The sequence below is a fragment of the Streptomyces sp. NPDC006643 genome (genome assembly GCF_042870175.1).
GTDB lineage: Bacteria > Actinomycetota > Actinomycetes > Streptomycetales > Streptomycetaceae > Streptomyces.
The window spans coordinates 199,270-218,912 of sequence record NZ_JBIAHA010000016.1; the positions used below are offsets into that span (position 1 = coordinate 199,270).

13 protein-coding genes are annotated in these 19,643 nt (G+C 71.9%); 4 read left to right on the plus strand and 9 right to left on the minus strand.

What is annotated here, in order from left to right:
• Positions 1-80: 80 nt before the first annotated feature.
• From rbfA to ACFYNU_RS22710, 4 genes are all read left to right on the plus strand, one after another.
• A complete protein-coding gene (gene rbfA / locus ACFYNU_RS22695; protein WP_356595922.1) occupies positions 81-650 on the plus strand; it encodes a 30S ribosome-binding factor RbfA in 570 nt (189 codons plus the stop codon).
• Positions 647-1,573: a tRNA pseudouridine(55) synthase TruB gene (truB, locus tag ACFYNU_RS22700; RefSeq protein ID WP_356595924.1), complete on the plus strand. Its 927-nt coding sequence runs from the start codon at positions 647-649 to the stop codon at positions 1,571-1,573. Before rbfA ends, truB begins: the two co-directional genes overlap by 4 nt.
• Before the next feature lie 311 nt (positions 1,574-1,884).
• Positions 1,885-5,559 carry a serine protease gene (locus tag ACFYNU_RS22705; RefSeq protein WP_356595926.1) on the plus strand — a complete coding sequence of 1,225 codons (3,675 nt, stop codon included), beginning with the start codon at positions 1,885-1,887 and terminating at the stop codon, positions 5,557-5,559.
• A gap of 43 nt (positions 5,560-5,602) precedes the next feature.
• Positions 5,603-6,556: a bifunctional riboflavin kinase/FAD synthetase gene (locus ACFYNU_RS22710; protein WP_356595928.1), complete on the plus strand. Its 954-nt coding sequence runs from the start codon at positions 5,603-5,605 to the stop codon at positions 6,554-6,556.
• A 68-nt stretch (positions 6,557-6,624) separates the two neighbouring features.
• Here the strand turns inward: ACFYNU_RS22710 and ACFYNU_RS22715 are convergent, their stop codons facing one another.
• The 9 genes from ACFYNU_RS22715 to eccE all read right to left on the minus strand — a co-directional run bounded on the left by ACFYNU_RS22715 (position 6,625) and on the right by eccE (position 19,627).
• The gene (locus ACFYNU_RS22715) at positions 6,625-7,644 is read right to left on the minus strand and encodes an ABC transporter ATP-binding protein (protein WP_356595930.1); all 1,020 of its coding nucleotides are present in this window, start codon (positions 7,642-7,644) and stop codon (positions 6,625-6,627) included.
• A 127-nt stretch (positions 7,645-7,771) separates the two neighbouring features.
• Complete coding sequence (locus ACFYNU_RS22720) at positions 7,772-8,770, minus strand: ABC transporter ATP-binding protein (protein WP_388767097.1); 999 nt, start codon at positions 8,768-8,770, stop codon at positions 7,772-7,774.
• Positions 8,771-8,826: 56 nt separating this feature from the next.
• Positions 8,827-9,894, minus strand: a complete 1,068-nt coding sequence (locus ACFYNU_RS22725; RefSeq protein WP_356595934.1) for an ABC transporter permease — start codon at positions 9,892-9,894, stop codon at positions 8,827-8,829.
• The gene (locus ACFYNU_RS22730) at positions 9,891-10,967 is read right to left on the minus strand and encodes an ABC transporter permease (protein ID WP_356595936.1); all 1,077 of its coding nucleotides are present in this window, start codon (positions 10,965-10,967) and stop codon (positions 9,891-9,893) included. The genes ACFYNU_RS22725 and ACFYNU_RS22730 overlap by 4 nt, the downstream gene beginning before the upstream one ends.
• Positions 10,968-11,060: 93 nt before the next feature.
• On the minus strand, positions 11,061-12,992 hold the full coding sequence (locus tag ACFYNU_RS22735) for an ABC transporter substrate-binding protein (protein WP_356595938.1): 1,932 nt from the start codon (positions 12,990-12,992) through the stop codon (positions 11,061-11,063).
• A gap of 383 nt (positions 12,993-13,375) precedes the next feature.
• Positions 13,376-16,657 (minus strand): SCO5717 family growth-regulating ATPase, encoded by a 3,282-nt coding sequence (locus ACFYNU_RS22740; protein WP_356595940.1) that lies wholly within the window; start codon positions 16,655-16,657, stop codon positions 13,376-13,378.
• A 446-nt stretch (positions 16,658-17,103) separates the two neighbouring features.
• Positions 17,104-17,337, minus strand: a complete 234-nt coding sequence (locus ACFYNU_RS22745; RefSeq protein ID WP_356595942.1) for a DUF397 domain-containing protein — start codon at positions 17,335-17,337, stop codon at positions 17,104-17,106.
• Positions 17,338-17,567: 230 nt separating this feature from the next.
• Positions 17,568-18,266, minus strand: coding sequence for a hypothetical protein (locus ACFYNU_RS22750; protein WP_356595944.1), 699 nt, complete (start codon positions 18,264-18,266; stop codon positions 17,568-17,570).
• Positions 18,263-19,627, minus strand: coding sequence for a type VII secretion protein EccE (gene eccE, locus ACFYNU_RS22755; RefSeq protein ID WP_356595946.1), 1,365 nt, complete (start codon positions 19,625-19,627; stop codon positions 18,263-18,265). The genes ACFYNU_RS22750 and eccE overlap by 4 nt, the downstream gene beginning before the upstream one ends.
• Positions 19,628-19,643 lie beyond the last annotated feature (16 nt).

Here is a 19,643-nt window from a genome sequence, read left to right on the forward strand (position 1 = left end):
ACCCGCCCCCCCGGCGGGCGGCCCCGGTCGCGGCAGCAAGAGCAGCAGACAAGAAACCCAGAAGGAAGAGTGACGGACCGGTGACCGACAACGCGCGGGCCCGCAAGCTGGCCGACCGCATCCAGGTCGTGGTCGCGGAGACCCTGGACCGGCGTATCAAGGATCCGCGGCTCGGCTTCGTGACCATCACGGACGCCCGGGTCACCGGCGACCTGCGGGAGGCCACGGTCTTCTACACGGTCTACGGCGACGACGAGGAGCGCGCGGCGTCCGCCGCGGCCCTGGAGAGCGCCAAGGGCGTGCTCCGCTCCGAGGTGGGCCGTCAGACCGGTGTCCGGTTCACGCCGACGCTGGCGTTCGTCCCGGACGCCCTGCCGGACAACGCCCGCACCATAGAGGACCTTCTCGACAAGGCGCGCGCCAAGGACGCCGAGGTGCGCGAGGTGTCGACCGGTAAGACCTACGCGGGCGACGCCGACCCTTACCGCAAGCCCGAGGATGAGGGCTACGACGAGGACGACGCCGAGCCCGCGGGCGCTGACGGCGGCGTCGACGCCACGGGTGGCGCCGGTGGTGGCACCAGGGACGCCGGTGGTGGCACCAGCGATGCCGGTGGCGACGACGACACGGACGGCGCCGCCGCTAAATGACACAGCAACTCCCCACGCCCGACGGCCTTGTCATCGTGGACAAGCCGTCGGGCTTCACTTCGCACGATGTCGTGGCCAAGATGCGCGGCATCGCCAGGACCCGCCGCGTCGGCCACGCCGGCACGCTCGACCCCATGGCGACGGGCGTACTCGTCCTCGGTGTGGAGCGGGCCACCAAACTGCTGGGGCACCTCGCCCTGACCGAGAAGGAGTACCTCGGCACGATCAGGCTGGGGCAGGACACCGTCACCGACGACGCCGAGGGAGAGATCACCTCGTCCACCGACGCGTCCGGTGTCACCCGCGAGGGCATCGACGCCGGGGTGGCCGCCCTCAGCGGCGCGATCATGCAGGTGCCGTCGAAGGTCAGCGCCATCAAGATCGACGGGAAGCGGTCGTACGCGCGCGTACGGGGCGGCGAGGACTTCGAGATACCGGCCCGGCCGGTGACCGTCTCGTCGTTCCAGGTGTACGACGTCCGCGCGGACGTGGCCGAGGACGGTACCCCCGTGGTCGACCTGGTCGTGTCGGTCGTCTGCTCCTCCGGTACGTACATCCGTGCCCTCGCGCGTGACCTCGGCGCGGGACTCCGCGTCGGGGGGCATCTCACGGCGCTGCGCAGGACGCGGGTCGGTCCGTACGGTCTCGACGAGGCCAGGACGCTGGACCAGCACCAGGAGCGGCTGACGGTCATGCCCGTCGCCGATGCCGCCGCGACGGCCTTTCCGCGCTGGGACGTCGACGAGAGGCGCGCCAAGCTGCTCCTCAACGGCGTACGGCTGGACATGCCCTCGCGCCGGGACGGGGCGGGGGACGGGGCCGCCGGATCGGGCCCCGTGGCCGCGTTCGGGCCTGACGGGCGGTTCCTGGCGCTGGTGGAGGAGCAGGGCGGCAAGGCGAAGAGTCTGGCCGTCTTCGGCTGACGGGCGCGCGGGGGTGGTCGTACGGCCGGAGGCGCGGTGGTGGCGCTGGTTGTGCACGGGGCGCGAGGGTGGCGGGGGCTGCGTGCCACGTACGGGCCGCGCGGGTGGCGGGGGTCGTGTGCGGGCCGCGCCGTGGAGCGGGTACGGCGGCCTGCCCGCGCTCCTCGGCACGCCTTCCCGGGGATCTGATCGCCCCCCTGTGCGGGATTCACTCCACCGGGCGGGCGCTCGGCGTGAATGGACGGTGCACTGGGGGCGCCTTCGGCCGGCATCCTTCTCCGGTTGATCAAGATCCGCCTACCGTCTGAGCCATGGGTAGCGCGGACCGGACGACGCTGGTGCGGATCTGTGATCTGGCGGGTCGGCCCCGTGGGACCGGCTTCGTCGCCGACGCCGAGGGGACGGTGATCACCAGCCACGAGGCCGTCGACGGCCTCGTACGGCTGGTCCTGCACGCATCGGGGGAGCGGACCTGTCTGGCCGGCGCCGACGCGATCGTTCCGCTGCCCGAGGTGGGCCTGGCGCTCGTGCGCACCGAGGGCCTCGACGTGCCACCGCTGCCGGTCTCACCCAGGGACAGCCCCGAGGCCGGGACCTACGTACGGATCGCCGCTCACGGGTGGCGTCAGGCACGAGTGCTGGGCGCCGTCCCGGCCACGTACACGGCGACCGATCGCTTCCATCTCCTGGACACGGTGCTGGAGTTGGCGATCGGCACGGGCGGCAGTGACGCGCTGCGGCTGGGTGGCGCGGCGGCGGGCGGGCCGGTGCTGGACGCCGCGACCGGCGCCGTACTGGGCGTCGTCGGTACGGCGCTGCACACACAGCACCGTGCCGCCGGACTCGCCATCTCCCTGAGGGCGGCTGCCGCGACGGACCCGTCGGGGCCACTCGCGGCGCTGCTCCGTCTGAACGACGCCACCGTCCCGGGCTACGGAGACGACCTCAACCTCGCCGGCGCACTGCACCTCACAGCGTCGATCGGGGATGGGGCAGGGGGTGGGGGCGGTGGGTCGGCTGCTGTGCCGGGGCTCGTCCAACGGGCGAACACGTCGCGTGAGTTGAGCGTCTTCACCGATGCGCCGATCGGCGGCGCCGCCTTTGACACGCTCGTCCTCGGCCTGGTGGGTGACCCGGGCAGCGGCCGTACGACGGAACTCACCGCACTCGCCGACCGACGGGCCCACGGGGCGGCGCCCGCCCCCACCGTCCGGCTACGTGGCGCCGACCTGCGTGCCGACGACGCGTCTCTCGCCGACGCCTTGGGGCGCGCGCTCGACGGGGCGGCCCGCACCGTCATCGCGTGCGGCGCGCCGGGGGCCGCGGCGTCCGCGACGCCCGAGCAGGTGGCGAGAGTCGCTCGGGGCGCGGGGCGAGCGCTGCTCGTCGTGCTCGACGGACCGGAAGAGTCTCCGCCCCAGTTGGCCCACGTTCTGCCCGACTGGACGGCGCGCACCGTTGACTGGCTCCGTGACGAAGGGGCCAGACTGGTCGTCGCCTGCCGCCCCGAGTTCTGGGAGAGGGCGGGGGCGCTCTGGCCGCCCGACGTTCTGCACCGTCCGGCCCTGGCCGCGCGCCGGCTGCCTCCCGCCGTACGCATCGGCGACCTACGGCCGCCGGAGGCGGAACAAGCCCGTGAGCTGTACGGGATCCCCCACGGGGCCCTCGCCGACACCGAGGCGGTTCATCCCCTGTCGCTCCGACTGATGGGCGAACTGCGAAACGCACTCGGCGGCGACGTCCCGGGGCGCCCCGACCGGGCGGACATCTTCACCGCGTATCTGGACCTCATCTGTCTGCGGATCGCGGAACGGCTCGCCGTGGCGACCGCGCCCGGGCTCCACGGCGCCGCCGTCGGGAGGCTGGCCGCGCGGGTGGCGGGGCAGGCGCACGAGGCGGCACGACGCTGTCTCGGCCCCGGACGGGGCGAGTTGGACCACGAGTCGTTCGACGCGATCTTCCCGCGAAGCACGGGATGGGCGGCTGCCGTCCTCGCCGAGGGCCTGCTGGTACGCGCCGGCCACGGATACCGCTTCGCCCACGAGGAACTGGGTGACTGGCTCCAGGGCGTACACCTCGACGTCGACAGCGCCCTGCACCTCCTGGTCCATCACGCGTCTCCGGCGGACGGTCCGACCGTCCCGGCGCAGCGCACCCCGGCGTCGGTGGCGCGCCACAACGGTGCACGGCAGGACGGCCCGCGCGGCCCCGCACAGCGCACCGCCCCGTCAATCCCACGGCATCGCATCGGCCCCGTGGTGCACGCTCTGCTGCTCCTCGGCCGCGATCGCGGCCCCGTCGCGCTGGGGCTGCGCCTGGACGGCCTGATCGACGCCCTGGACCGCCTCGGCGACGGGGCGGGCGACGGGGCGCCGCACGCCACCACCGGCGCCGCCATCGGCTCAGCCGCCTGCGACGGAGCACGGCGCGTCGAGGCTCGCTGGTGGGGCGCGCACCTTCTCGGCGAGGTGCTGTTGCGGGTACCCGACACGGGGCCGTACCTCCCCGTACTCAGACGCCTCGCCGCGCGCATCACGCGACGTTCCGTGCGGGAGGGAGGGCCGCACCGTCTCGGTGGGCTCGCCGAGTTCGGCCCCTGGTTCTGGACGCGACTGCGCGTGGACGAGGCCGCGCGTGTGGATCTCCTGAGACTTCTGCTGCCCGCAGACGGGGCGCCCGAGGCGCCGGGCGACCGCTCGCGGTACCTGGACGCCGCCGCAGACCTGCTGGACGCCGACCCCAGGGGCGTACAGCCACTGCTGTGCGGATGGTTCACCGACGAGCGCCGGCTGCCCACGGGGCCCGACGCCGCTGTACGGCCCACCGTCGCCACGGCGGCGCAGGCACTGCTGCACTCGCGGCGCGCCCTCGCCGTCGACGACCTCACCGAGGTGCTTGCCGCCGCGGCTCACCCCCGCGCCGACGAACTGCTCACCGCCCTCGCCGAGGACGAGCCGTCGGCGCTCTGCCGCGCCGTCGACCGCTGGGCGCACGACGCGCGCCCCGAACGCCGCCAGGCCGCCGCCAGCCACGCACCGATGGTCGCCCGCCATGTCACCGGCGCCGCCGACCGCGAACTGCTGCGCCGCGCCGCCTTGGCCCTCCTGGACGACCCCCGCACACACGGGGCGGCGCTGGGCCTTCTCGTACGGGACCCGGTGACCCGCCCACGCCATCTGGACCAGGCCGTTGTCGCCTTCGTACGGGGCGACGCCGGGCCGTCGGCGAGCGCACTCGCCGACGCGCTCGGCACGCACCGCGAGCCCGTCCTCGCCGCCTTCCGCGCGCGGTTGCACAACCCCGCGGCCGACCCCACCGACCCGCTGACCGTCCTCGCCGAGCTCCAAGAACCTCAACTCACCCACCATGCCGCGGCACTTGTGAGTGAGTACGTCGCCAGAAGCCCGGCAGCGGCCGAACACGTAGCCCAATTCGTCAACCGCCGACTGGCGCACGGTCCGTCCGCCAGGGCGGCGCTCCTGCCCCTTGTGACGGGGCTGATCCTGCACCGCCCCGTCGAGGTGCGTACGGCGCTGGTTCCGGTACTCGCGGCGCCCGGCAGCGGTGCCTCGTCCGTGCTGCGGGCCGAGCTGCTCGACGTACTCCTGGCCCACGAGCACCGTAACGGCCTCGACACGTACGGCGAGAGGGCGCGAGAGGAGACTCTGGTGCTGGACGCCCTGCTGCGGGCCGCCGCCACCGGGTGCGCCGAGCGGCCGGAGGCCGCCACGCGAGACCTCGTCCTCCGCACCGGACTGCTGGCCGTCCGCACCCCCGACGGGGCCACTCGTTTCGACCGGCGGCTGGTGGATCTCGGCCGTGAGATGCCCGGCTTCGCCGCACTCCTGGCCACATGGCTGACCGACGACCCGCGCCCATGGGCGACCGTGATCGGCCCCGGCGCCCGCAAGTCCGTCATGTCGCTCGCTACCCCGATGCCGATGCGGGTCAAAAGCCACGGGCATGGCAGTCTTAGACCTGCGTAAGAGGCATTCACGTACACGGGTTCGGGCGAGGAGAGCGGTCACAGTGCAGCGCTGGCGCGGCTTGGAGGACATCCCCCAGGACTGGGGACGCAGCGTCGTCACCATCGGCTCGTACGACGGGGTGCACCGCGGACACCAGCTGATCATCGGGCGCACCGTCGAGCGGGCCCGGGAGCTGGGAGTCGCCTCGGTGGTCGTGACGTTCGACCCGCACCCGAGCGAGGTCGTCAGGCCCGGCACCCATCCGCCGCTGCTCGCGCCGCACCACAGGCGGGGCGAGCTGATGGCGGAGCTGGGGGTGGACGCCGTGCTCGTCCTGCCGTTCACGGCCGAGTTCTCGAAGCTGTCGCCCGCCGACTTCATCGTGAAGGTGCTGGTCGACAAGTTGCACGCGCGCTCCGTCGTCGAGGGCCCGAACTTCCGCTTCGGCCATCGGGCGGCCGGCAACGTGGGCTTCCTGGCCGAGCTGGGCGAGACGTACGACTACGAGGTCGAGGTCATCGACCTGTATGTGACCGGTGCGGCGGGAGGCGGCGAGCCCTTCTCGTCGACCCTGACCCGACGGCTGATCGCGGAGGGCGACGTCGACGGCGCGGCCGAGATCCTGGGCAGGCCGCACCGGGTCGAGGGCGTGGTGGTGCGCGGCGCACAGCGCGGGCGTGAGCTCGGCTATCCCACGGCCAACGTGGAGACCCTGCCGCACACGGCGATCCCGGCGGACGGCGTGTACGCGGGCTGGCTGACGGCCGACGGTGAGCGGATGCCGGCGGCGATCTCGGTCGGTACGAACCCACAGTTCAACGGCACGGAGCAGACCGTGGAGGCGTACGCCATCGACCGCGTGGGCCTCGACCTGTACGGGCTGCACGTCGCCGTGGACTTCCTGTCCTACGTACGGCCCCAGCGGACGTTCGACTCCATCGAGTCACTTCTCGACGCCATCGCCGACGACGTGAAGCGCTCGCGCGACCTCGTCGCCGCGTACGACGCCCGCTGACGCGACCGCGCTAGACCCCCAACTACCGGCCCCGTACCTCCGAGTTGGGAACTCGACGGCGCCCCGGCTCAGAGCGCCTTCTCACTCCGTGCGCCGACCGTGCCGCCGGCAGCCGCGGCCCAGTGACAGGCGACCTGGGTGGTGGCGCCGCCCGTCAGTGTCGGCAGGGCCTCGGTACGGCATTTGGCGGCGACACCGGAGCGTTCCGCCTCGCCCGAGGCGAGGATGTGACATCTGGCGTGGAAGCGGCAGCCGCCCGGAATGCGCGACGGGTCCGGCGGCTCACCCGCCAGGACGACCGCTTCGGTGGCGGACTCCGGCAGTACGGACAACAAGGCCTGCGTATAAGGATGCTGAGGGGACGTCAGCACCTGCTCGACCGGCCCCGTCTCGACGATCCGGCCCAGATACATCACGGCCACCCGGTCCGCGATGTTCCAGGCGAGCCCGAGGTCATGCGTCACGACCAGCGCGGACAGGCCGAGTTCGTCGCGGAGCGACAGCAGCAGCGCCAGGATCTCGCCCCGTACGGAGGCGTCCAGTGACGCCACGGGCTCATCGGCGACAATCAGTTCGGGCTTCAGGACCAGCGCGCCCGCGATGACGACCCGCTGACGCTGGCCGCCGGACAACTCGTGCGGATAGCGCAGGAAGAACCGCTCCGGCGGCCGGAGCCCGGCGCGGGACAGCGCTTCGGAGACGGCCTCCCGCTCGTTGCCCTGGTAGCGGTGGATGCGCAGGCCCTCGGCGACCGCGTCGTACACAGTGTGCCGCGGGTTCAGCGAACCGCTCGGGTCCTGAAGCACCAGTTGGACCCGCTTGCGGTACGCCTTGAGGGCGGCGGACTGGCGGCCGAGAGGAACGCCGCCGAAGGTGATGGCGCCCGTCGTCGGCGGCACCAGGCCGAGCAGGGTCCGCGCCAGCGTCGTCTTGCCGCAGCCCGATTCCCCGACCAGAGCGACGATCTCGCCGCCACCGATGTCCAGATCGACGCCGTCGACGGCCCGCGCCGCCGGGGCGCCGCGCCGCCCGGGGAACGTGACATGCAGCCCCGTGGCCGAGAGCAGAGGCGTGGGCGTGGTGGTCATGACTGGCTCCTGAGAGATGGCCGCCGGGCGGCCGTACGAGCGAGACGGTGCGGGCACGGTGCTGACCGCGGCGTCGGCCGCGCCGTGCGCGGGAGCGGGGCAGCCGCCCCGTCGGCGTGTGCGGACGTCATGGGAGTCGTTCCGCGGGCGTCGCAGGCACCTGCGCCGGTACCGCCACTCCGACGTGCACGCACGCCGCGCGCCGGCCCGGCCCCGCCTCACGCAGCGACTGGTCCTCCCGTGCGCAGTCGTCCAGCGCGACGGGGCAGCGTGGATGGAACGTGCAGCCCGACGGCAGCGCCGAGGGATCCGGCGGGTCGCCCGGCAGACCGCGTGGGGCCCGCCGCGATGAGGGGTCGCCGATCCGGGGGAACGCCGCGGAGAGCGCGCGGCTGTACGGGTGCTCGGCGGCGTCGTACACCGACTTCGCCGGCCCCTCCTCGACGATCCGGCCCGCGTACATCACGGCGAGCCGGTCACAGGTGTCGGAGAGCACCGCCAGGTCATGACTGATCATCAGCAGGCTGATGTTCTGCTCGGCGACCAACTGCTCGATAAGTCGCAGGATTTGGGCCTGGATCATCACGTCGAGCGCCGTCGTCGGCTCGTCCGCGACGATGAGCCGGGGATCGCAGGCCAGCGCCATCGCGATCATCACGCGCTGCCGCTGTCCGCCGGACAGCTCGTGCGGATAGGCGTCGGCGCGGGCGGCCGGCAGGCCGACCTGTTCCAGCAGTTCCACGGTGCGCCGGCGCGCGGCGGCCGGTGTGGCGCCGCGGTGCAGCAGCACCGGTTCGGCGATCTGGTCGCCGATCCGGTGCACGGCGTTGAGCGAGTGCATGGCGCCCTGGAACACGATCGAGGCCCCGGCCCAGCGCACCGCGCGCAGCCTGCCCCACTTCATGGTCAGGACGTCCTCACCGTCGAGCAGCACCTGGCCGGTCAGCTTCGCGGAGGCGGGCAGCAGCCGGAGCAGGGCCAGCGCCAGGGTGGACTTCCCGCAGCCGGACTCGCCCGCGATGCCGAGCTTGCGGCCCGCTTCGAGGACGAGGTCGACGCCCCGTACGGCGGGCACGGCGGAGGGCCCCGTACCGTACGTGACCCGCAGATCCTTGATCTCCAGCAGACTGGACGCCGGGCCCGGCGCCGCCCCCTTCGAGGTCTCTGCCTTCGGTGATTCGGTCAACGCGACACCCCAAGCTTCGGGTTGAGCACGGCCTCGATCGCACGGCCGCAGAGCGTGAAGGCGAGCGCGACGAGCGCGATCGCGATACCGGGCGGCGCCAGATACCACCAGTGTCCGGACGATACGGCGCCCGCCTCCCGGGCGTCCTGGAGCATCCCGCCCCAGGAGACGACCGACGGGTCGCCGAGCCCGAGGAACGCGAGCGTCGCCTCCGTCAGGATCGCGGTGGAGATTCCGAGCGTCGTCTGGGCGAGGACCAGAGGCATCACGTTGGGCAGCACATGCCGCGTCATGATGTGACCGTGTCCGCCGCCGAGGGCCTGGGCCCGTTCGATGTACGGCCGCGACTCGACCGCGATGGTCTGCGCGCGCACCAGGCGCGCCGTCGTCGGCCAGGCCGTCACCCCGATCGCCAGGATGACCGTCCAGATACTGCGCGACATCACCGTTGCCAGGACGATCGCCAGTACGAGCGCGGGCATCACCAGGAACCAGTCGGTGATCCTCATGACCACCGTCGCGAACCAGCCGCCGAAATGCCCGGCGATGATGCCGACAAGGGTGCCGATCGCCACCGACAGCGCCGCGGCGAGGAGCCCGACGACGAGGGAGATCCGGGCGCCCCAGATCAGCAGGCCGAGCAGCGACCGGCCGAACTGGTCCGTACCGAGGGGGAATTCACCGCTCGGGCTCTCCAGCGCCGTGCCCGGCGCGTCGGTGACGCTCTGCACGTCGCCGCCGATGAACAGCGGCGACGTCAGCGCGATCAGGGCGATGATCGCGAGGCCGGCGAGACCGATGAGGCCGGCACGGTGCGTACGGTACTGGCGCCAGAAACGGGACACCGAGGCGCGGCGCCGCGCCCAGGCGAGCGACGAGGCGGACGGGGCGGACGCGGACGGGGCCGACGCGGACGGCGCCAGCTTCTTCGCGCTCTCGCCAGTCCCCGCGGTCTCGTTCGTCCCCGTGGACTCGGTCGTCTCGGTCGTTTCAGGCACCGTCTCCGCGGGGCCCGCAGGGTCCGCGGGCTCCGAGGGATTCGGCGGCGTCTTGTCGATGGTCATCGGCCCACCCGGGGATCGAGCAGCGGATAGAGCAGATCGGCCAGGAGGTTCATCAGGATCATCGCGCCCGCGAAGACCACGAACAGCCCCTGTACGACCGGCAGATCAGGAACGCTCAGCGCCTGGTAGAAGAGCCCGCCGAGGCCCGGCCACGAGAAGACCGTCTCGACGAGGATCGAACCGGCGGCAACGTGGCCCAAGTTGATGAAAACCATCGTGACCGTCGGCAGCATCGCGTTGGGCACGGCATGCCGGCGCCGTACGAGATCGTCCCGCAGGCCCTTCGCCCGTGCCGTCGTCAGATAGTCGCTGCCCATCTCGTCCAGCAGCGACGACCGCATCACCAGCAGCGTCTGCGCGTAGCCGACCGCCACCAGCGTCACCACCGGCAGGACCATGTGGTGCGCGACGTCGAGCACGTGGGCGAAGCCGGTCTCGTTCCCCGACTGCATCCCGCCGCTGGGGAACATGCCGGGAACGGGGCCGATGCCCACGGAGAACACGATGATCAGCAGCAGCCCCAGCCAGAACGACGGTACGGACCAGAGCGTGAGCGCCACACCCGTGTTGACCTTGTCGCCGAGGCCGCCGTGGCGCCACGCGGAGCGCGTACCGAGCCACAGACCGAGCGTCGAATAGATCAGTACGGCGACGCCCGTCAGCAGCAGCGTCGCGGGCAGCTTCTCGGTGATCAGCTCCCCGACCGGGGCGTGGAACTGGTACGAGGTCCCCAGGTCACCCGTCAACGCCTTCGCGCAGTACTCGGTGAACTGCTGCCACATCGGCAGGTCCAGGCCGAACTGCCTGCGCAGCGTCGCCATCTGCTCCAGCGACGTCGGCTTGCCATGCGTCATGGCCTTCACCGGGTCGCCGGGGATGATCCGGAACAGAAAGAAGCTGGTGACGAGGACGGCGAACAGCGAGACCGCCGCGCCGCCCAACTTGCCCGCCACGTACAGCAGATAGTCGGTCCTGTGTCCTCTGGCACGGGTGCGGGACCCGCCGGACGGCCCGGTCTTCACCGGGTCGTCGACGGCGTCCCGCACCACACCGGGGGTGCGTGAGCTGCTCATACGGTGTCTTTCCGGGGAAGCCTCCCGGACCCCCTGTTCGCGATTCCGCTCGCGGCCTTGCCTGTCGCCTCGCCTGCCGCCCTGCCCACAGCCCTACTCACGGTCCTCGGCGGTGGAACGGCGCCGCATCACGAAGAAGAGCCCGAGTGCGACCACGACCACCACCGCCGCGCCGATCCCGATCATCGTGCCGGTGGACGAGCCGCTTTCGGAACTCGCCTCTCCGGTCCCGTCGGCCGGTACGGCGGACCACCAGCTCCAGTAACCGTCCTGGCCCCAGATGTTGCCGGCGGCCTCGGGCATGGTCGTGATGGACTTGATCTGGTCCGTTCGGTACGCCTCGACGGCGTTCGGGTAGACCATGACGTTCATGTACCCGGTGTCGTACAGACGCGACTGGATCTGCTTGACGAGGTCGGTGCGCTTGGCGACGTCGTACTCGACCGACTGCTTCGCGTACAGGTCGTCGTACTTCTTGTCGCAGATGAAGTTGTCCGTCGCGCCGGTGTCCTCGGCCGTGGCCGGCAGAGCGCCGCAGGTGTGGATCGACAGGACGAAGTCCGGGTCCGGGTTGACCGACCAGCCGTCGAAGGCGAGATCGTAGTTGCCCGCGAGCCACGGGTCGGACACGTTGTCCAGGCACTCGACCTTGAGGCCGATGCCGAGGTCGCCCCACCACTCCTGGAGGTACTTGCCGACGGCCTTGTCGTTGGGGTCGGTGGCGTGGCAGAGGATACGGAAGTTGAGAGGCTTGCCGTCCTCGCCGACGCGCTTGCCGCTGCCGTTCTTCTCGTAGCCAGCCTTGTCGAGGAGGGCCGCGGCCTTCGCCGGGTCGTAGCCGATCTTCTGGCTGTCCGAGGGCTGCCAGAAGTACGAGTCGAAGCGCGGCGGTATGTAACCCTGCCCCTCCACCGCGTGGCCCTGGAAGACCTTGTCGACGATCGTCTTGCGGTCGACCGCGTGGAACAGCGCCTTGCGGACGTCCGGGTCGAGCAGCGCCTTGTGGCCGTTGCCGAACTTCTCGCCGTCCTTCGCCTTCGCGCCCGGGTTGGTGGCGAGTGCGAAGAAGCGGCGTCCGGGGGCGTCGTTGACCTTGATGTTCTCGGCGTTGCCGAGCGCGGCGGCCTGGGCCGGCGTCAGGCCGGAGACGAACGAGACCTCGCCCTTCTGGAGGGCGGCGACCGCGGCGTCACGGTCCTTGTAGTACCTGAAGACCAGCTCGTCGAACTTCGGGGCGCCGCGCCAGAAGTCCTTGTTCGGCTTCAGCCGGATGTACTGGTCGACCTTGAAGTCCTCAATGATGTAGGGGCCGTTGCCCACGATCGGGAACTTCTTGTCGTTGTTGAACTTGGAGAAGTCGTCGACCTTCTCCCAGATGTGCTTGGGCACGATCGGCACGTCGAGCGACGTCATCGTGGCCTGCGGCTTCTTGAGCTCGATGACGAGCCGCGTGGGGTCGGGCGCGGTGACCTTCTTGAAGTTCGACGTGAAGCTGCCGTTCGCCGTGGCGGCGTTCGGGTCCGTCATCATCTTGTTGAAGGTCCAGGCCGCGTCCTCGGCGGTGGCCTGCTTGCCGTCGGACCACTTGGAGTCGTCGCGGATGGTGAAGGTCCACGTCAACTTGTCCGGCGAGGATGCCCACTTGGTGGCGAAGCCGGGGATGGTGCGGGCGTCCTTGGCGTCGTAGTTCGTCAGGTACTCGTAACTCAGCCGATGGACGCTGGTGGCGAGCAGGGTCTGCGCCAGGAACGGGCTCAGCGAGTCGACGCTCTGGTCGACGGCGACCGTGAGGACCTTCTTGCCGTCGGCAGCCGCCGGGGCCTTGGGGGCCTTCGGGGCGTTGGGCGCGTTCACGGAGTTCGGCGCCGCCTGGGCCTGCGGCGGCGAGGGCAGCAGCGGACTCAGCGGGATCACGGAACCCGCCGCCATCGCCGTGGCAGCGGCCCCGGAGGCCAGGAAGAGACGGAATCGGAAGCGTTGCCGGGTGGGCTGCCGCGTCGTACGGGGCGGAATCCTTGTGACCATGGGTCGTGACCTCGCGTCATCACTCGCACGGAGAAACAGAGAAGCATATAAGCAGAGACTGAGAGCTGAGAAGAAGAACAGACAAGCGGGCCACGCCGGAGACGAGCGAAGTGAGACGAGTGAAGTGAACGGCAGAAGACGGGTGGTCGGGATTGCCGACGGTTCAAGCGGTCACTCGAAGCGGCGGCGTGTATCGGTTGCTCGCGTTGTCCGGTAGTGGCAGCTGCGTTGACTTCAGCTCACCAACTGGTGAAGCGAAGGTCTATCAGCGGTGATCGGGCCACGTCAACGGGCGTCGAAACCCCGTGTGGGCTGCGGGAATGCGATGAGGGTCCGCACCGTGAAGACGGTGCGGACCCTCATTGGTCTCAACCTCTGACGCCTTACTGCTGAGGCGCTGGCGGAGCCTGCGGGGGCTCCTGCGGTGGCCAGCCGGCGGGCGGAACCGGACCCTGCAACTCCCGCTGTCCCGCTTGACCCGGATGCCCTGGTTGACCGGGTTGGCCCGGATGCCCCGGCGCGCCCGGCTGCGAAGGCTGCTGGTGGTGGTGCGGTTGATGCTGCGGAAGCGGTTGTGCGCCGGGGTGCGCGCCCGGCTGCTGACCGGGCTGCTGGCCGGGGTACTGACCCGGCGGCAGCCCGGCCGGGCCGCCGGACGACTGCGCCTGAGAGGGCAACGACTGCTGCCAGCCCTGCTGCTGCGGATAAGGCTGCTGCGGGTGGTACGGCTGGCCGGGAACCGCCGGCTGCCCCGGAGCCCCGCCCGGCGTCTGGCCGGGGGCCTGACCGTGCCCGTACTGTCCCGGCATCTGCGGCTGTCCGTACGGGGCGTGGCCCGGCGCCTGTCCCGGCGCCTGCTGTCCCGGCTGCCCGTACGGTGGCTGCGCCCCGTGCTGCTGGCCCGGAAGCTGCCCCTGCGGCTGTCCCTGCTGCTGGCCCTGGTGTCCCGGCATCGGCGGCGCGAGGTGTGGCGGCGGGTTGCCGTCCGCCGTCCACAGCCCCTGCTGCTGCTGTGCGCGCGAGAAGTCCTCGGCGATCAGCGCGGACAGGTTGAAGTACGCGTCACGCGTCTTCGGCCGCATCATGTCGAGGTCGACCTCGGCGCCCGCGGCCAGATGCTCGTCGAACGGCACCACGACGACGCCGCGGCAACGCGTCTGGAAATGCTGCACGATGTCGTCGACCTTGATCATCTTTCCGGTCTCGCGTACGCCGGAGATGACGGTGATCGAGCGCTGCACCAGGTCCGCGTACCCGTGCGCCGACAGCCAGTCCAGCGTCGTCGACGCGCTGCTCGCCCCGTCGACCGACGGCGTCGAGATGATGATCAACTGGTCCGCGAGGTCCAGCACTCCACGCATCGCGCTGTAGAGGAGACCGGTGCCCGAGTCGGTGAGGATGATCGGGTACTGCTTGCCGAGCACATCGATCGCGCGCCGGTAGTCCTCGTCGTTGAACGTCGTGGAGACCGCCGGATCGACATCGTTGGCGATGATCTCCAGCCCGGACGGCGCCTGCGAGGTGAACCGGCGGATGTCCATGTACGAGTTCAGGTACGGGATCGCCTGCACCAGGTCGCGGATCGTCGCCCCGGTCTCGCGGCGTACGCGCCGGCCGAGCGTCCCGGCGTCCGGGTTGGCGTCGATGGCCAGGATCTTGTCCTGCCGCTCCGTGGCCAGCGTGGAGCCCAGGGCGGTCGTGGTGGTCGTCTTGCCGACGCCGCCCTTGAGGCTGATGACCGCGATGCGGTAGCAGGAGAGCACCGGCGTACGGATCAGCTCCAGCTTGCGCTGCCGCTCCGCCTCCTCCTTCTTCGCCCCGATCTTGAAGCGGGAGGCGCCTGAGGGGTTGCGGCTGCTCTTGGCCTTCGGCTTGTTGTTGCGCAGGAGGCGGTCGGAGGACAGCTCGACGGCGGCGGTGTAGCCGAGCGGCGCGCCCGGCACCGAACGCTCGCGCTGGTCGTGCGCCATCGCCGTCGGCCAGCCCGTGCCGGAGCGCGGGTCGGCGGGCGGCGTACCGGGCGCGCCGTGCGGCTGCTGTTGCTGGTACGGCTGTTGCTGCTGGGCCGGCAGATTGGGCGTCGGCGACGCCGGTACGGGAAGGTGCGGCTGCTGTTGCTGCTGCTGCGCCTGCGCGGGCGGCGTCTGCGGGGCGTGCGGCGCCTGCGGCGACTGTTGCTGTACGGGGGCGTACGGGGCGGGCTGGACGGACTGCCCCGGCTGTACGGGCTGGCCCGGCTGCGGGAATCCGTACCCCTGCTGCGGGCCTTGGTGACCCGGCTGGCCCGGCTGCCCTGGCTGGCCGGGCTGGGGGAAACCGTAACCGCTCTGCGCGTACGGGGCGTTGGGCCCGGCGTTGAGGGGCGCGGGTCCCCCCGGCTGCCCCTGCTGGCCGGGCTGCGGGAATCCGTAGCCACTCTGCTGCGCCGTCGCGGCGGGAGTCGCCGGCGTGGCGGGGGACACCGGAGGCTGCTGCTGCGACGGGGCGTGGGACGGCGAGACCACGGGCGGCGGCGACTGCGGCTGGGCCTGCGACACCGACTGCGGCTGCGGCGTCGAGGAGCGATCGGCGGGCCACTGCGGCGCGGGCGCCGGCGCGGCCGGCTGGAAGGCCGGCGGCAACGGGGGCAGGCCGGATTCCGGCACGGCGGGGGACGGGGCCCAGGGCAGCGCGGGCGCGGGCGGGGCCGCCGGAGTGTCCGGCGACGGGGCGGCGTCGGAGGGCCCGTCCGTGGGCACGGCGTCGGCCGGTTCGTCGGCGGCGCCGGCCGGCTCTGCGGGGCGGCCTCGGAGCTCGTCCGGGAGATCGGTGATGTCCGCGCCGGCTACGGCGGGTTCCCCGGAGTCGGTCGCGCTTTCGTCGTCATCGTTGTCGGCGCGGGTGTCGGGGTCGGTCGACGAGGCAGAGCTTTCCTCGGCCTGGTGGTCGGACTGGGCGGACCCGGTCAGGCGATTCCCGGCCCGGTCCTCGTCGCCCTCGCCCTCGCCTTGACGTTCGCGTTCGCCCGTGTCCTCACCGCGAGCGGCATCAGCGTCGGCAGCCGCCCCGTCGGCGGCCCCGTCGGCGCCTCGGTCCTTGTCTTCGTCAGCATCGGCATCGGTATGGGCGTCGGCATCGGCGTCGCTCTCAGCGCTCTGCGCCGCGCTCTTTGCGGCCTCGATCTCCGCCATCTCACGCTTCAGCGAGGCCGGAGAGAAGCGCATCGTCGCCCCGCTCTCCAGATCGCCGGCGCCGAAGGGCTGCGCGTACGGCTCCGACGCGGCGGCGCCGTCAGTTGACGGGGCGGACGGGGGAGCGGACGGAGAGGCGGAGGGCGCCTCGGGAGGCGTCGTGGGCACCACGGGATCGATGGAGGGTGACAGGGGCGCGCCCTGCGCGGGGATCGGCGGCGGAGGCTGCCGGTGCGGCCAGTTCGGTTCGTACCCGCTCCCCGCGGGCAGCCCCGGTACGGCCACCGGAGCCCCGTTCGGAGGCGGCGGCGGAGGCGTGGAACTCCGCTGCCCCGCACCGTCGCCCGACGCGTCCCCGGAGGCGTTCTGCGTGTACCAGGCCGGCGGGGTGTAGTCGATGGTGAACTCACCCGTCATCTCGGCGGGCTCCGCGTCGGACTGATCATCGACGGGAGTGTTCCAGTCCCTACGGATCTCGTCCCGATCGCCGTTCACTTTGCCTCCTGGTGTGGTCGAGCACCCTTGTGCCGTGTCGGGTGGGGGCGACCCCTGTCGCGCGATCAGCCCGGCTCTACCCTGTGGGACGCTCCCGACATGCCTGCGGGTTCTTGTGCGCCCCGACCCAGCCTAATCGCCCGCGAGCCCACTCCGTCAGGCCCGCCCATCCGTTGTCCGCCGCCCCGTACGCCAGCCCTTGCCGCCGGGTGATTCGGGTGCGGCAGACGGTCAGGGAGAGGATGGGGTGAATCGGGACAACAGCGCACGAATGCTTGCCCGTTCGTTCCACCCCGGGCGCGACCCAACAATCCGGTATCGGCGTCCGGACGTGCTCCGGTCCGGGCGTCCGTCACCGCCGGCGCCCGGATCGGAAGGTTCCACCGCATCCGCCGGATCTTCGGTGCGGCTTGCGGCTCTCAGGCGTGGCTCCCCGGCACGGACCTCTACCGGATGTCGAACTCCCCGTCGCGAGCGCCCAGTACGAACGCCTGCCACTCCGCCTCCGTGTAGCGCAGCACCGTGTCGGGATCCACCGACGATCGCATCGCCACCGCCCCGCCGGGCAGATGCGCGATCTCGACCCGCTCCTCGTCCTCGCTCGTGCCCGGGGCGCTGAGCCACTCGACATCAGAGATGTCGAGGGCGTACAACTCGTCCTTCTCCTGCGCGGTCCCCATCGGTCCGGCCTTCCTTCTACAGCGGCTGAGTTGAACGATCTCCACGCACCGGCGAAGACAGACGGCCCCACCGACGCGTGCTCCCAAGGAGCTTAGATCCGCCCGGCACGTCCGGTCCGGCGATTGCCGCCCCGTCACCCCCGCCGGGAGCCCAGCCCCGTGCGCCGCCCCCCACGCCGCCCCGTGCCCCGCCCCGTAAACCGCCTGTACGCCGCCCCGTACGGTGCGGCTCAGTCCATCCTGCGCGCAGTACCCAGCAGACCCGACTCGGCGTCCGTGGGGCTCGTCATCACCCAGTGACGCTCCCGCCCGGCACACCACAGGGTGACGCCGTCAGCCAGCGTCGGCAGCGCTTCACTCTCCGCGGCGGACAGTCCGAGAATCCGGCCGATCTGCTCGGCCTCGCGCGGCGACACCCGCTGTATGCCGACCAGCGTCGAGTTCCGCATCAACCGGGGCGCCACGGGGCTCAGATACGGCAGCAGCGTCAGCACGGACTGCCACGGCCCCGACACCACACGGCCACGAGGCGGTCGCATGCCGGCGTCCCGTACGACAACCACGGGGCTGCCCACCGTCGCTCCCTGCGGCGGCACCCGCCCCACGTCGTGCAGGGTGATGCACTCAAGCCCCGCGCCGGCGGCCTGCGCCAGCAGCGTCCATGCCTGGGCGCGCCCCGTCTCGACCACCACACGGGCCCCGGTGCCCGCCGCGCGGAGCGCGATCACCTGCGCCGTCCAGAGTCCGCCGATCAACAGGACGTCGTACGGGGCGGAACGGTGGAACCCCACCATCTGGGGGTGCCCCTCCGCGTCGTCGCCGATCACCACGCCGTCGTCGCCGACCGGCAGGGAGAGCGCGCCGAGTTCGTCGACGGGCATGGTGTGCCCCGCGTGTCGCGGGCCGAGCAGCGTACGCAGCCCGCTCATCGAGCGCCTCCCAGAGGAAGTGTGGCCAGGGCCCCGGGCAGTTGCTCACGGTCGAGGCGTACGAGTCCGACTTTGGCCGACCGCGCGGCCTGCTCCAGCAGCCGCCGCACACCGACGAGTTCGGTGTCGCTGCCGCCGGTGATCCGGACATGGCCGTTCACCGTCATGGCGCCCAGATGGGCGCCGCGCCGCAGGGTGAGGCTGAAGGTCGTCGCGTACGCCGGCGTGGCGGTGAGCAGCGACACCAACTTGGGCAGCGGAGCCGCACCGCGCCCCAACTCGGGCCAGCGGCCCACCGCGTACGTCGTGTGCCACCGGTCGTCGCACCGCCAGACGCGCGGCGTCTCGGCCGTACGTCGCGACGGGGACGCGTCGGGACGGCCCGCGAGGGCGGCCTGGGCGGGGCTGGCGCAGGCCGATGTCGCGATGGTGGAGTTCAGCTCCTCCTGGTCCAGCACGACGGCCCGGAAGCCCGCTCCGGTGATTCGGCTCGCCACATGGTCCGCGACCCGTACGAGGCAACGCTGCGCGCCCTCAACGCCGCCCCCGCGCGCGTCCACCGCCTCCTTGCACAGCTCGGGATCGAGCTTCACCGCCACCCACGTCAGCCGCAACGCCGGGGCGCCGGTCTTCTCCTGAAGAGGGATGTACGAGAGCCGGGCGACCGACTGCGGCGGCAGGTGCGGCGCGGGCGCGGAGCGCACCTGCTGCACCAACTGGACCGATTCCAGCTTGATGTCGTCGACCTCCAGGGCCCCGCCCAGGAGCGACAGCGGCAGCGCCCGCGCGCCGAAGGCGGGCCGCAGCGCGGACCCGCTCGCCTCGACCCGTACGACCGCCGTGAGGAAGCTCCCGTCGCCGAGCATCCCGACGGTGCGGCGGTCCCGGTCGACGTAGGTGTACGGGCGCAGCGCCGGGAGGCTCTCCGTCACTGGGGCCAGCGACGGATCGACGTCCACCGGGGCGGGCTCGGCGGCCCGCTCGCGCGCACGGAGGGAGAGGACGGTCGAGAGCCAGTCCTGGACAGCGTGGCCGCGGCGGCGCAGGACGGCGAACACGACCAGCACACAGGCGACGGCGACGGTGGGGACCAGCCACAGTCCGCCGAGTACGGCGCCGACGGCGGCCAGCGCGAGGGCCAGCTCGACCAGTACCAACTGCCTCAGTTGGAAGGGGCCGACATGGCTGGTGCGGGAGAGCGCGCGCAGTGTGGTCGTCGCCGGGGGGCGTGGCGGCGTGGCGCCCACCGGGGGCACCGGGCCGGCGCCGGGGGCATTGCGGCGTTGCCGCCGGGAAGATCGGGAAGGGCCGGGGGCCTGTCCGGAAGTCCGCCCATCGCGTGCGCGCGTCGCCGTACCCATCCCCGCGTTGCCCCCT

Bases quoted from the DNA above. Each gene is read 5' to 3' on its own strand.
- ACFYNU_RS22735 (WP_356595938.1), bottom strand. From the start codon at position 12,992: ATGGTCACAAGGATTCCGCCCCGTACGACGCGGCAGCCCACCCGGCAA.
- eccE (WP_356595946.1), bottom strand. From the start codon at position 19,627: ATGGGTACGGCGACGCGCGCACGCGATGGGCGGACTTCCGGACAGGCC.
- ACFYNU_RS22715 (WP_356595930.1), bottom strand. From the start codon at position 7,644: ATGACCACCACGCCCACGCCTCTGCTCTCGGCCACGGGGCTGCATGTC.
- ACFYNU_RS22750 (WP_356595944.1), bottom strand. From the start codon at position 18,266: ATGAGCGGGCTGCGTACGCTGCTCGGCCCGCGACACGCGGGGCACACC.
- ACFYNU_RS22725 (WP_356595934.1), bottom strand. From the start codon at position 9,894: ATGACCATCGACAAGACGCCGCCGAATCCCTCGGAGCCCGCGGACCCT.
- ACFYNU_RS22745 (WP_356595942.1), bottom strand. From the start codon at position 17,337: ATGGGGACCGCGCAGGAGAAGGACGAGTTGTACGCCCTCGACATCTCT.
- truB (WP_356595924.1), top strand. From the start codon at position 647: ATGACACAGCAACTCCCCACGCCCGACGGCCTTGTCATCGTGGACAAG.
- ACFYNU_RS22705 (WP_356595926.1), top strand. From the start codon at position 1,885: ATGGGTAGCGCGGACCGGACGACGCTGGTGCGGATCTGTGATCTGGCG.
- ACFYNU_RS22730 (WP_356595936.1), bottom strand. From the start codon at position 10,967: ATGAGCAGCTCACGCACCCCCGGTGTGGTGCGGGACGCCGTCGACGAC.